The sequence below is a fragment of the Dactylosporangium fulvum genome, from assembly GCF_025137375.1.
Classification (GTDB): domain Bacteria; phylum Actinomycetota; class Actinomycetes; order Mycobacteriales; family Micromonosporaceae; genus Dactylosporangium; species Dactylosporangium fulvum.
Genome location: NZ_CP073720.1, coordinates 7,429,015 through 7,442,922, shown reverse-complemented (window position 1 = coordinate 7,442,922; position 13,908 = coordinate 7,429,015). Strand labels below are relative to the sequence as shown.

7 protein-coding genes are annotated in these 13,908 nt (G+C 72.5%); 2 read left to right on the top strand and 5 right to left on the bottom strand.

The genetic code is table 11. The features are described from left to right. Window positions 1-63 precede the first annotated feature (63 nt). Both Dfulv_RS34125 and Dfulv_RS34115 read left to right on the top strand, forming a co-directional pair. Entirely contained in the window at window positions 64-5,010 is a 4,947-nt protein-coding gene (locus tag Dfulv_RS34125) for a non-ribosomal peptide synthetase (RefSeq protein ID WP_264675827.1), read from the top strand. Continuing rightward, window positions 5,007-8,813 (top strand): non-ribosomal peptide synthetase, encoded by a 3,807-nt coding sequence (locus Dfulv_RS34115; protein ID WP_259857931.1) that lies wholly within the window; start codon window positions 5,007-5,009, stop codon window positions 8,811-8,813. The genes Dfulv_RS34125 and Dfulv_RS34115 overlap by 4 nt, the downstream gene beginning before the upstream one ends. 77 nt (window positions 8,814-8,890) lie before the next feature. Here Dfulv_RS34115 and Dfulv_RS34110 read toward each other — a convergent pair whose 3' ends face one another. From Dfulv_RS34110 to Dfulv_RS34090, 5 genes are all read right to left on the bottom strand, one after another. Next, a complete protein-coding gene (locus Dfulv_RS34110; protein WP_259857930.1) occupies window positions 8,891-9,574 on the bottom strand; it encodes an FMN-binding negative transcriptional regulator in 684 nt (227 codons plus the stop codon). A gap of 25 nt (window positions 9,575-9,599) precedes the next feature. Next, window positions 9,600-11,405 (bottom strand): gamma-glutamyltransferase family protein, encoded by a 1,806-nt coding sequence (locus Dfulv_RS34105; protein WP_259857929.1) that lies wholly within the window; start codon window positions 11,403-11,405, stop codon window positions 9,600-9,602. A gap of 4 nt (window positions 11,406-11,409) precedes the next feature. Next, the gene (locus Dfulv_RS34100; protein WP_259857928.1) at window positions 11,410-12,381 is read right to left on the bottom strand and encodes a hypothetical protein; all 972 of its coding nucleotides are present in this window, start codon (window positions 12,379-12,381) and stop codon (window positions 11,410-11,412) included. A gap of 8 nt (window positions 12,382-12,389) precedes the next feature. After that, complete coding sequence (locus Dfulv_RS34095; protein WP_259857927.1) at window positions 12,390-12,821, bottom strand: VOC family protein; 432 nt, start codon at window positions 12,819-12,821, stop codon at window positions 12,390-12,392. Window positions 12,822-13,008: 187 nt separating this feature from the next. After that, window positions 13,009-13,872, bottom strand: a complete 864-nt coding sequence (locus tag Dfulv_RS34090) for an aspartyl/asparaginyl beta-hydroxylase domain-containing protein (protein ID WP_259857926.1) — start codon at window positions 13,870-13,872, stop codon at window positions 13,009-13,011. Window positions 13,873-13,908: the final 36 nt, after the last annotated feature.

Here is a 13,908-nt window from a genome sequence, read left to right as displayed (position 1 = left end):
ACTTCATTCTTTCGAAACGGATGCGGAGGTAGGCGATCGATGTCCGATCTTTGCGTACATCATTTGATCGAGGCTCAGGCGGCGCGCACCCCGGACGCGGCGGCGGTCATATCCGGTGCCGGTGTCCTGAGCTTCCGCCAGCTCAACGACCTGGCCGACGACCTGGCCGGCCGGCTCGCCGCGCGCGGCGTGCGGCCCGAGGTCCGGGTCGGGGTCGCCGTCGAACAGTCCGCCCGCTGGCTGGTGACGCTGCTGGCCGTGTGGAAGGCCGGTGGCGTCTACGTCCCGCTCGACGCCGCGCTGCCCGCCAAGCTGGTGGCGGGGATGCTGGCCGACGCCGGGGTCGAGCTCGTGCTGCGCGGTGGACCGGAGCGGGAGTTCGACGGCTCCGGGTTCTCGGTGGTCGACCTGGCCGACCTGGCCGACCTGGCCGGCCCGGACCCGGCCGGCGGTGCGGCGCCCGTGATGTGGCCCGGCAATCTCGCGTACTGCATCTTCACCTCCGGCTCGACCGGCCGGCCGAAGCCCGTCGGGGTCTCGCACGCCAGCCTGGCCGGGCACGCCACCGCGATCCGGGCGGAGCTGGGCCTGCGGCCGACCGACCGGTTCCTGCAGTTCACCTCGATGCACGTCGACGCCTCGCTGGAGGAGGTGCTGCCGGCATTGCTGGCCGGTGGGGCGGTCGTGCTGCCGGACACACCCCGTCCGACCAGCGTCGAGCTGACCGAACTGATCACGGCCCGCGGGGCGACCATGGTGAGCCTGCCGAGCAACTACTGGCACCAGTGGACGGACGACCTCGTCGCCGGGATCGTGTCGCTGCCCGACGGCCTGCGCACGGTGTTCATCGGCGGTGACAAGCTGCGGATGGACAAGCTCACCGCCTGGTTGGAGGTCGTCGGCTCGCGACCGGTGGACTTCGTCGCCGACTACGGGCCCACCGAGACCACGATCAGCTGCACCACGTACCGGCCGGACCCGGCGAACCTGCCCGAGATCGGACTCGTGCCGATCGGGCGACCGCTGCCCGGGGTGACCGTGCACCTGCTCGACGACGAGCTGGCGCCGGTGGCCGACGGCGAACCCGGGGACGTGTGGATCGCCGGCTTCGGGCTGGCCCGCGGCTATCTGGGTGCGCCGTCCACCACCGCCGACCGGTTCTGGCCGGACCCGTTCGGGCCGCCCGGCACGCGGATGTACCGGACCGGTGACCGGGCCAGCCGGCTGCCGGACGGGAACCTGCAGTTTCTCGGCCGGTCCGACCGTCAGGTCAAGATCCGTGGATTTCGGGTCGAGCCCGGCCAGGTGGAGAACGCGGTGCGGGCCTGCGCCGGCGTGCGCGACGCCGTCGTGGTCGCGGCCGACGACCCGGTCTCCGGCGCTCGCCTGATCGCGTACGTCGAGGGGGAACACACGCCGGCCGCGGACGTCGCGCTCCGCGCCGAGCTGGCTGGCCGGCTGCCCGCCGTCATGCTCCCGCAGACCATCGTCTGGCTGGACCGGATCCCGCGGTCCCCGCTGAACGGAAAGGCGCTGCCGTCCGAGCTGCCGCCACCACCCGCGCCGGTCGGCGCCGACCACCCCGACCCGGCCATGCCGTCCACTGTGGAGGCTGTCGTCGCGCGACTCGTCGCCGAGGTGCTCGGCCGGCCGGCCGGTGCCGACGAGGACTTCTTCGCGGCGGGCGGCGACTCCCTGCGCGGGCTGCAACTGCTCAGTCGCGTCGCCCAGGTCACCGGCGCGGCACTGACGTTCAACCAGCTGCGCTCCGCGCCGACCGTGACCGGCCTCGCCGCGCTGATCGAGGGGACCCGCCGGCGAGACACCGGCGAGGGCGTCGTCGCGGCGGCCGGCGAGCATGACGAGTGGCGGCCGGCGTCGCGCGGCCAGGCCGCACTCTGGTACCTGGACCGGCTGCACCACGGTGCCCCGACCTACGCCGTACCCCTCGGGTACTGGATCTCCGGTCCGCTCGACGTCGACCGGATGGATGCCGCGCTCACCGCGCTGGCGGCTCGGCACGAGGCGCTGCGGACCACCCTCGCGGAACGGGACGGCCAGGTCTGGTCCCGGCTCCAGCCGCCGGCGCCGGTCCGGACCGAGGTGACGACCGTCGCCGACCGCGCGGCCGCGACGCGCCGTGCCGAGGCCGACGCGGCCCGCCCGTTCGACCTGTCCGCCGGCCCGCTGGTGCGGTCCTCCTGCTACCGGGTCGCCGACGAGCAGCACCTGTGGCTGCTCGACGTGCACCACAGCGCCTTCGACGCGTGGTCGCTCGGGGTGTTCTGGCGAGAGTTCGCCGCGCTGTACCTGGGCCGCCCGCTGCCGGCACCGTCCGTGCGGTTCGCCGACTACGTGGCCTGGCAGGAACGCTGGCTGAGCTCGGAGGAGGCGGCCGGGCAGCGCCGGTACTGGGCGGACCAGCTCGACGGCGACGCGCCGGTGGTGGAACCGGGCCGGCCGACCGGGGCGGAGGGCCAGGCCGGGTTCTCGATCCCGCTCGGGCTCGCCGGCGTCGGCCGGGCCGAGGTGGAGCGGGTGGCCCGCGCCTGCGGATCGACCCCGTTCGGCGTGTTGCTCGCCGGTTTCCTCGGCACACTGCACCGGATGACCGGCGGCGCCGACGACGTGGTGGTCGGGGTCCCGATGGCCGGCCGGGTCCGGCCGGGGACCGAGGACCTGATCGGATACCTGGTCAACACCGTTCCGCTGCGGATGCGGTTCACCCCCGGGATGCGGTTCCGGGAGCTGGTGGAGCGCACCGACGCGGCGCTGGCCGAGGCCCTGTCCCGGCAGGACCTGCCGTTCGCGGAGATGGTCGGCGGCCTTTCCCGCGGCGGGGACGCCGCCGAGAACCCCGTCTTCCAGACCATGTTCGTCCTCCAGTCCACCCCGGTGGACGGCGGCGGTGAGATCGACGGCTTGGAGATCACCGAGCAGCTGGTCCACTCCGGTACCGCCAAGGTGGCGCTGACCTGCACGCTGCGGCTGGACGCCGGGACACTCGCCGGCGAGGTGGAGTACGCCGCCCGCCGGTTCGACCGCCCGTCCGCCGACCGCTGGCAGGACGCCCTGGTGACGCTCCTCGAATCGGCGCTGGCGGACCCGTCGGCCCGGCTGGCCGAGTTGCCGCTGCTGCCAGCCGCCGCGGTCACCGCCCAGCTGGCCGCGATCAACGCCGGCCACGAGGATCGCAGCGCCGCCGGGACACTGCTGCACGCCGGTTTCCACGCGGCGTTGGCCCGCGACCCGGCCGCGGTGGCCGTGCGGGCGGGGACGACCGCCGTCAGCTACGCCGAACTGGACGCCCGGGCCGAGGCGGTGGCGAGCGCGCTGGCGGCCGCCGGCGTCGGGCCGGAAGCCCTGATCGGGGTGTGCGTCCCGCGCTCGGTGGAGTCGATCGCGGCGCTGCTCGGGGTGCTCCGCGCGGGTGCCGGCTTCGTGCCGCTGGATGCCGGCTACCCGGCCGAGCGCCTGCGCTGGATCGCCGCCGACTGCGCGATGGCGGCGGTGATCGCCGCTGAGCCGACGCCGGCCGGGCTGGAGGGCCTACCGATGGTCGACCCGGCCGCGCTGGACGTCAAAGAGGGCCGCGGCGCCGTCCGGATCCACCCGCGGAACACGGCCTTCGTCTACTACACGTCGGGGTCCACGGGCCGGCCCAAGGGCGTCGCCATCGACCACGGCTGCGCGGCGTCCCGGGCGGAGTGGATCGCCCGGCGGTACGAGCTCGGCCCCGGCCGGCGGGTGGTGCACAAGACGCCGTTGATCTTCGACGTCGCGATCTGGGAGATCTTCGCGACGCTCGCCGCCGGCGCCACGGTGGAACTGGCCGAGGCGGGCACGGAGACGGACGTGCCGTACCTGGCCGAGCTGCTCGCCACGCCGGGCACGGTGCTGGCCCACTTCGTCCCGTCGATGCTGGACATGTACCTGGCCACGGTTCCGGCCACCAGGTACCCGGACCTCGGCTGCGTGCAGACGTCCGGCGAGGCGGTGCCGGCCGCGCTCCTGGAGCGGTTCGCCGTCCGCTTCGACGTCGACCTGCACAACGCGTACGGCCAGACGGAGACCTCGGAGGTCGCGCTCTGGACCGGGCGTGCCTGGCCGGCCGGCGGCGGCGTCCCGATGGGCCGGGCGGTCAACGGCTACCGGCTGTACGTTCTGGACGAAGCGCTCCGGCCGGTGCCCACGGGCGTGGTCGGCGAGCTGTACGTCGCCGGCGTGGACGGCCTGGCCCGGGGCTATCTGGGCCAGCCGGAGCTGACGGCGCAACGGTTCCTGCCGCATCCCTACCCGGTGGTGCCGGGGGAGCGGCTGTACCGCACGGGCGACCTGGCCAGTCGGGACGACGACGGCCTGCTGCACTACGCGGGCCGGGCGGACGGCCAGGCCAAGGTCCGGGGCGTGCGGGTGGAGCCCGGCGAGATCGAGGCGGTGGTGGGCAGCCACCCGGCGGTCGAGCGGGCGGTCGTGGCGATCCGGGAGGACGAGCCCGGCGTCAAGGAGATCGTGGCCTACCTGGTCGGCCCGGACGCGGTCATCCCCGAGGTGGCCGAGTACGCGGCCGGGTACCTGTCCCAGTACCTGCTGCCGGCGGTGTACGTGAAGCTGGACGCCCTGCCACTGACCCCGTCCGGCAAGGTGGACCGGCAGGCGCTGCCCGTTCCGACCACCCGGGACCGGGAGGCCCGCACCGGTGTCTCGGAGGTCGCCTCGCTGATCGAGGCGGACATCGCCGAGGTGTGGCGCGACCTGCTGCAGGTCAACCAGATCGGTCGCAACCAGAATTTCTTCGCCGCCGGCGGCACCTCGCTGTCGGCCCTGCAGATGCTGCACCGGATCAAGACCCGGTTCGGGGTGGCGGTCACCGTCCGGCAGTTCTTCAACGCGCCGACGATCGCGGGCGTGGCCGCGTACCTGGAGAAGGCGCTGGTCGCTGAGCTGGCCGCGCTGTCCGACGACGACGTCGCCGAGCGGCTCGGCGACCCGGGAGGGGTAAGCCGATGACCAGACTGGACGTGGACAAGCAGCGACTGCTCATGAAGTTGCTGCGCGAGCGGGGCACCGCGGTCGAAGCCCCGCGCATCGCCCCGGTGCCGCCGGGCACCGCCGTGCCGCTCAACTCGCCGCAGGCGCGGATCTGGTTCTCCTGCCGGCAGTACCCGGACAGCAGCGAGTACAGCATGCCGGACCTGCGGATCATGGAGCGGGCGCTGGATCTCGCGACGTTGCGCGCCGCCACGGCGGAGCTGATGGCCCGGCACGACATCCTGCGGGTGCGGATGTTCGAGCGCGACGGTGTGCCGATGCAGCAGGACTGCGGCCCGATCGAGCCACCGGTGACCTGGCACGACCTGCGACACCTGCCGGCGGACGAGGCGGCGGCACTGGCCACCGAGATCAGCAACCGGGCCGTCCAGCGCCCGTTCCCGCTCGACGAGCCGTGCTTCTTCACGATCATCGGATTCGCGCTGCCCGGCGACCGCACCATGCTGACGACCAACTTCCACCACCTGGTCGTCGACGGGCTGTCCCGGCTGCACGTCGTCCGGGAGCTGGACGCGTTGCTGGCGGGCCGGCCGCTCGACCCGCCCGCGCCGGCCGGCTTCCTCGACTACGTGGCCTGGGAACGCGAGAACACCGACGAGGCGGTGGTCCAGCGCGACCTGTCCTACTGGACCGACAAGTTGGCCGGTGACCTGCCGGTGCTGGACCTGCCGAGGGACCACCCCCGGCCGGCCGTATCCAGCCGGACCGGACACACCGTGCCGGTCACGATTCCCGGCCCGCTGCTGGCGCGTCTGCAGCGGCTGGCGGCGGACGAGGGGGTCACCCTGTTCGTCGTCGTCCTGGCCGCGTACAAGCTGTTCCTGGCCCGGATGGCGGGGCAGCGGGACATCCTCGTCGGCACCCCGCTGGCCGGCCGGGACCACGAGGTCGCCGAGTCGATCGTGGGCTGCTTCGTGAAGTCGGTGCCGCTGCGCACCGATCTGTCCGGCGACCCGACGTTCCGCGAGGTCGTCCGCCGGGTGCACGAGACCCTCCTGGAGGCCCACGACCATCAGGCCGTGCCGTACGACCGGGTGGTGGCCGAACTGGGGCTGCCCCGGCTGTCCGGGGTGCACCAGGTGTTCCAGACCATGGTCAACCTGCAGCTGCCGGGCGGCGGCGCGGGCGGGGCGGCCGACGTCGGCGTGGAGCTGGATACGAACTCCGCGATGTGGGACCTGGCCCTGAGCCTGTCCACGGACGGCGACGGGCTCGGCGGCATCATCGTGTACTCGGCCGACCTGTTCGACCGGCGGACCGCGCTCCGGTTCGCCGATGTCCTCGAGGGTCTGCTGGTCGCGGCCGCCGAGCGGCCGGACGCGCGTGCGTTCGAGCTGCCGTTGCTGGCGCCGGCCGAGCGGGACCGCGTGCTGCACGGGCTCAACCGGTACGGGCGGCCGGACGTCCCGTACCGCACGCTGGCGCAGCCGTTCGAGGAGCAGGTCCGGCGCGCCCCGGACGCGATCGCGTTGCGCGGTGACGAGGGCCAGGTCAGCTACGCCGAGCTGAACGCCCGGGCCAACCGGCTGGCGTGGTTCCTGCGCGACACCGGGGTCCGTCCGGGCACCGTCGTGGCGCTGTGCCTTTCCCGTGGCGTCGACCAGACGGTCGCGCTGTACGCCGCGGCCAAGCTCGGCGCCCCGTACGTACCGCTCGATCCGGAGCTGCCGGACGACCGGCTCGGGGCGATGCTGGACGACGCCGCCCCGGCCGTGGTGATCACCGACCGGGCGACGGCGGGCCGCGTGCCGGCCGGATCGTGGCAGGTGCTCTCGTTCGCGGAGCCCGACCGATGGGCCGGCGCACCCGCGGACGACCTGCCGGTCGAGGGAACCGGGCACGACCTGCTCCACCTGCTCTACACGGCGGGCACCACCGGCCGGCCGACCGCGGTCACCTACCCGGTCGAGGGGGCGCTGGCCGATCTCGAGCAACTGCAGCGCGACCATCCCCTCGGCCCCGGCGACGTCGCGCTCCTGGAAACGCCCGACGGCTGCTTCTGGCCGCTCTCCCAGGGCGCGACGGTCGCGATCTGCCCGTCGGAGGTGCACCGGGACCCGTGGCGGCTGCCGGAGCACGTCAACGCGCACGGCGTCACCACCCTGTCGGTCGCGCCGTCGATGGTGCCGGACGTGGCCGAATTCCCGGGCGAGCTCGTCACCGGCTACGGGCTGACCGAGACCGGCCGGGTCACCGAGAAGGGCCGGCCCGCCGCCCACCGCGCCCTGTACGTACTGGACGAGGCGCTGGCGCCGGTGCCGATCGGGGTGGCCGGCGAGCTGTACGTCGGCGGCGAGATCGGCCTGGCCCGCGGGTACCACCGGCGGGCGGCGCTGACCGCGCACCGGTTCGTGGCCGACCCGTACGGTGCCCCCGGCGCCCGCATGTTCCGCACCGGCGACCTCGGCCGGTACCGGGAGGACGGCGTGCTGGAGCACCTTGGCCCGATCGACCGGCAGGTCCGGATCCACGGCCTGCGTGTCGAGCCGGCCGAGATCGAGGCGGCCTTCACCGACCAGGACGGCGTGTGGCGCGCCGTTGTCACCGCGGCGCCGGACGGCGGCCTCGCCGCCTTCGTGGTGCCGGACGGGGATCGGGAGCTGCCGGGGACGGGGCTCGCCGACGGCGCCGCTCGGCGGCTGCCGGACTACCTGATGCCGGCCACCGTCACGGTGGTGGACGAGATCCCCCGGACGGGCGGCGGCGAGATCGACGTGGCCGCGCTGCTCGACCTGCGGAAGCGCGGCGCGGACGCCGCCGAGGCCGACCGCTCCGTCGCACCCGAGACCGAGATGGAGGCGCGGCTGGCCGGGATATTCTGCCGGGTCCTGCGCCGGGACTCGGTCCGTGTCACCGAAAGCTTCTTCGACATGGGCGGCCACTCGCTGCTGGTCTTCAAGCTGATCGAGCAATGCGCGAGTGAGCTCGGGCTGCGGCCGAGCGTCCAGGACGTGTTCACCGGCCCGTCGGTCCGCGCGTTGGCGGCGACGCTGGGCGCGATGCGGGCCGCCTCGGCGGGCGAGGACGCGCTGGTGAGCCTGGTCGAGAACCCGGGCGCGCCGCTGGTGGTCCTCGTACACGCCGCGAGCGGTTCGGTGCTGCCGTTCTTCGAGGTGGCCCAGCGGCTCGGGCGGGAGTTCGCGGTGTACGCGCTGCAGTCGCCGCCGGACGCCCCGCCGGCGTCGATCGAGGAGATCGCGGCCCGATACGTGGAGGCGGTCGACGCGGTACGCGGCGTCGCCCCGGTCGTGGTCGCCGGCTGGTCGATGGGCGGCTGCGTGGCGCTGGAGATGGCCCGTCGCTGGCTGCACCGCGACGAGCGGGTCGCCGCGACGCTGCTGCTGGACACCTGGGCGCCGCCCTCGTTCATGGCCGCGGCGGCGGACGCCGCCCAGGTCCGGGGGTCGATCCTGGGGCTCGACGTGCTGCGCCTGGAGGGTGCCGGTGCCGCCTACGCGGCGCTGGCCGAGCTGACCGGGACGGTCGAGCGCAACCGCGCGGCGTTCCTCGACTACCGGCCGGAGTACTACCCGGCCGAGGTGGACCTCCTGCGCGCGAGCGACCCGCTGCCCGCCGGCGCGCCGCCGTTTCCGGCCGGGTACATGGATGGCGACCGTGGCTGGTCCGCCTTCGCCGCAGAGGTGGCGACGGTCGAGATCAAGGGGAGCCACCTGAGCCTGTTCGACCAGGAGCATGCCGACCAGTTGGCCGCGGCGATCAGCGCCGCGATCGCCCGGCGGATGGGGTACGAGGAGATCTGAGCGCGCGGGCGGGGCGCGGTTCACCTGAGCCGCGCCCCGACCATGTTGCGGGGCGCGGCGGCGGGTACCGGAGCGGCTCAGAAGGGGCAGACCGACGCGGCGTCGTCCGGCGAGCCGTCGAAACATCCCATCCCGGCCTCCCGCATCAGCCGGGCGATCGGCCAGTTGGCGCCGCTCATGTCCGCCTCGTAGTGCCGGATCACCGACTCCTGGACGTCCGCCGGCTTCTCCTGGCTGAGCTTGAACAGCGCCTCCACCGATTCGATCGACAGCCGGAACGCGCCGACGCCGTGCACGATCCGGCGGAAGTAGTCGACCGAGGAGGTCTGGTCCCAGCCCGCACCGAAGCGCCCCTCCAGGCGCTCGGCCGTCCACCGGACGACCTCGAGCGTCTCCTCCGGTTCGCGGATCAACCGGAGGCGGCCGCAGACGTGCACGGCGGCGAAGTTCCACGTCGGGGCGGACGGGTCGCAGGGGTAGACCGCCGGTGTGACGAAGCCGCCCGGCCCGTCGAACATCAGCCGGGCGTACGTGCCGTCCGCCAGCGCCTTCCAGTGCGGGTTGGCGCGGTTGAGGTGGCCGACGATCTCGGTTCCGGCCAGCGGACCGGATTCGGGCTCATCCGGGGCGACCAGGGCCGGTAGGCGGGTGGCCCAGGGGACGGTCGCGCCGTTGGTGGTGAGCGTCGCCAGGGGGTGGCCGTCGATGATCCGGCGGTGCCACTCCTCGTCCTCGATCCGGTAGTGACTGGGCACGAACATGGCTTACCGCCTCACGGTCGGGTGGCTACCAACACACCGCGTACGCCTGGCGCCCGCGCGGGCCGGTCGCGGCCCGCACGAAGCCGGTACCGGGGTCGACACCGGCGGCGCAGACCTTGCCGAGGGTGGACTCCGGCACCACGTCGAGCCGGTGGCCCTTCTTCTCGAGCTCGGCGAGCACCGCGGGGCCGAACGAGCGCTCCACGACCACCACGCCCGGTCGCGAGACGCGCGGCGCGAACGACTGCGCGAAGTGGTCGATGTGGCTGGCGGGAAGCTCGGTCGCCGCCTGCGGTTCGAGTCCGAACTCCGCGATCGCGAGGAACGCCTGGAGCGTCCATTGGTCCTGCTGGTCACCGCCCGGCGTGCCGAAGGCCAGGAACGGCTCGCCGTCGCGCAGCACGATGCTGGGGCTCAACGTCGTGCGCGGACGCCGTCCGGGCGCGAGCGAGTTCGGGTGTCCCTCGGTGAGCCAGGCGGTCTGGCCGCGGGTGCCCAGCGCGAAGCCGAGGTCCGGGATCACCGGTGAGCTCTTGAGCCAGCCACCGCTCGGTACGGCGACGGCAAGGTTTCCCCACCGGTCCACGACCGCGACGGTGCAGGTGTTCCCGGCGCCGGCGCGGGGCGCGGCCGGAGTCACGGTGGGCAGGCCACTGCGTAGGTGAGCCATCCACTCCGGCTCGTCGGCACCCGGCTGCTCCGGTTCGGCCTGCGGGATCCAGGGCTCGCCGCCGTCCGGCCGGCCGGGTTCGGGGTCGAGGGCCGCGCTGTCGCCGATCAGCGAGCGCCGCCGCGCGGAGTACGCCGGCGCCAGGAGTTCGGCCATCGGCACCGGCGTGTGCGCCGGGTCCCCGTACCAGGCCTCGCGGTCGGCGAACGCGAGCTTGGCCGCCTCCGCGAGGGTGTGGACGTACTCGACGCTGCCCAGCCCCATGCCGCGCAGGTCGCAGCCCTCGAGTATCGCCAGCTGCTGCAGGAAGACCGGACCCTGCGACCAGGGCCCCGGCTTGTGGACGGTGAAGTCGCCGTACGGCAGTGCGCACGGCTCCTCGACGTCCGACCGCCAGGTCGCCAGGTCGTCGCCGGTCAACAGGCCGCGGTGCCGCCGTCCGGTCGAGTCGAACACCTCGGTGGTACGCGCGAAGCGGTCGATCGCCTCGGCGACGAAGCCCTCGTAGAAGGCGGAGCGAGCCGCCTCGATCTGGGCTTCCCGGTCGGTCGACGCGGCCCGGGCCTCGCGAACCAGCCGCTCGTAGGTGCCGGCCAGCGTCGCGTTGCGCATCCGGGAGCCGGCCGCCGGCACCGCACCGTCCGGCAGGTAGGTGCGACCCGACTCGGTCCACTCCGTCCGGAACAGCGGAGCCATCGCCGCGATCGTCGACGCGGCGCCGGGCAGCAGCGGGTAGCCGCGGGAGGCGTAGCCGATCGCCGGTTCGAGGACAGTGGCCAGTGGCATCGTGCCGAACTCGGCGAGCAGGCGCATCCAGGCCCCGAACGCGCCCGGCACGGTCGCGGGGAGCAGGCCCGCCGCGGGCATCTGCTTGATGCCGAGCGTGGCGAACCTGTCGATGGTCGCCGCTCGCGGCATGGGGCCCTGGCCGCAGATGACGCGTACCGTGCCGGTCGAGCGCGGGTAGACGGATATCACGACGTCGCCGCCGGGTCCGTTCGAGTGCGGCTCGACCACCTGGAGGGCGAAGCCGGCGGCCGCCGCCGCGTCGAAGGCGTTGCCACCCCTGTCGAGGATGCCCATGCCGACGGCGGACGCGAGCCAGTGCGTCGAGGCCACGGCGCCGAATGTTCCGGTCAGTTGGGGTCGCATGACGGTCATCGGCTCACACCTCGGCCACGGTGGTACGGAGGTTCGACTGCAGCGGCTCGGCCGGCCCGTCCGCGAGCCCGCACGCGTGCTCCGCGACGCCGAGCACGATGTCGACGAGGCCGTTCTCGCACTTGACCACCTCGGGCTTCTGCAGCTCGGGCGGCCGGTCGTCGGCGTCCACCGTGTACAGGCCGTTGGCGGCGATGTCCTGGGCGATGGCTACGAGCCGCCGGAGCAACTGGGCCACGACCTCGTGCCGGGTGACCGGAGCCCGCAGCGTCGCGAAGTAGGTGTCGTAGATCATCCCGGCCAGGCGGTGGCGGGGCCCGCGGACGGCCGCCTCCCGCAGCAGCGACTTGCCGTTGGTGACCAGTCGCGCGGCGACCCCGTCGTGCACGAGGTGCAGCAGCGTGATGGCGTCCACGAGCTCACCGGTGTCAATGTCGGACGTCGCCGGCAGGTGGCGGCGGCGGAACAGGTCCCGGATCGGCCAGTAGTCCGGCGCCCAACTGCCGCTGAAGGCCCGGTGCCGCAGCCGCATGCTCGGCCGGATCAGCACGCTGTACAGGTCGCGCGGGCACGATCCGGTGTAGAGCAGCATCGCGGAGTAGCCGTCCACGTAGCGGCTGATCGGTCCGACGACCTCGGCCGCCGATCGTCGGCCCTGGTTCAGGTCGTCGAGGAGCCCCGCGATCAGCCGCCAGACGACGAAACAGACCTGGTGCCCGGTGATCCACCGGAACCAGAACAGCTCGTCCGGCTCGTCGCACCGCTCGACCTCGGGCGTCAGCAGGCCACGCTCGCCGAGGGTGCGAATGCGCCAGCAGGTCTGGGCGTAGGTGTCGACCGGGGCCACGACCGCGGGGTCGTCGGCGGCGGCGTCCGGGGCTCCCACGGTCGGGAGGACCAGCGGTTCGAGACCGTAGGCGAACCCGCCGAAGTCCCATCGCCCGTTGGCCGGCAGATCACACAGCGCCCCACTCACGACCGGCTTCATGACATGTCACTCGGCATGAAGGTGAACTCGAACTCCAGCCCGTTGACGTCGTACGTGTAGAAGCTCTGCACGCCGTCCGCGTCGACCACGATGTCGGTCGGCTGCTCGTCCAGCGCGAACGTGTAGCGGCCGGACTCGTACAGCTCGATCCAGCGCTGCCGGAGCCGTTCCAGATCCTCGGGGGCGTTCACGCAGAAACAGAAATGCTGGAACTGGACGGCGCTTTCCGCCGGTTCGGACGCCCGGCCGGGCCGCTCGAACAGGTGGACGCGCACGTTGCCGAAGACCATCTCGGTCAGCGTCCGGATGCCCGGCAAGCGGCTCCGGGTCAGTTCGGAGAACTGGTCGAGCGTCCACGCCCGCTCGCACCCGAGAAAGTCTTCATACCAGCGGACACTGTTCTCGAGATCGTTCGTCTGGACCCCCACGTGATGAAACCGCGGCGTCGGGTATCCGTCGTGGACCGCCAACGTAAGGGCCGATGGCGTCTCTCTCATGTCTTATCACCCCAGAAGAGGGTAGGCGCGAGCTGGCACTATTTCTTCGGTCTATCGTCGCCTGAATCCGTGGCCCGAAGCGTTCCCCGCTTTATGGGACAACCGGCGGCTCGCACGGTTATTCGGAGGCGGACCGTTCCAATGTGTAGTAGCGGCGCAGTTCCTCGACGTGCCGGAGTGCGGCCGGGTCCGCGGAAGCGCGCGCGATGTCAATCATGGTGTTCCAGACGAAGTCGTCGCCACCGTCGTACCGGAAGTGTTTCTTGATGACGATGCTGAAGATCTCGTTGATTGTTTCCATCGTCACGACGTCGGCGAGCTGCATCAGGCGGGCGCGGTCGGCGTCGGTGAGCGGTGGTCGTTCGACCGTCCGGTCCTGCGGAATGCCGGCGTCGGCGCTCCGGCCCTCGATCGTGATCAGAGGTTTCGCGGACGGCACGTTCACGAAGTCGAGCATCAGGTGGACCCGCTCCTCGGCGGAGAGCACCGCCACCGAGTGGATCTCCGAGGCGTCGAGGAACCAGACCTCGCCCTTGCGCATCCGGAACACGGTGTTGCCCTCGTTGAAGAAGCAGTCCTCGTTGGTGACGAGGGGGATGTGCATCCGGTGGGCGTTGCGGGTGTCGTCCGCGAGCTCGCTGAGCTCGAGCAGATCCCGGTGCGGGATGATCACGCTGTTCTGCACCTTCGCCAACCGCACGAAGTTCAGCCGGTCCAGGTCGGCGACCGTGGTGATCAGCTCGCGCAGATAGGGGAGCTGGTTGCCGAATTGCGTGAACGTGGCGGGCCGGCCGTGATCGTAGTTGGTGACCACTCCGTCGCCGGCGTCCCCGCCCCGGGCCCAGAGCATGCAGCTCTTCCAGGCACCGCCGAAAACGTAGTCGCTGTACGCCTCGGACCACGGAAATGAATCGCTCTGCTCGAGGTCTTTCGCGAGGCGGGTGTCATCGAGTGAGGTGTCCGCTACATAATGGGTTCGCATCGGATCACGCAATCCCTCTCAGTTGAATTCGGAGTT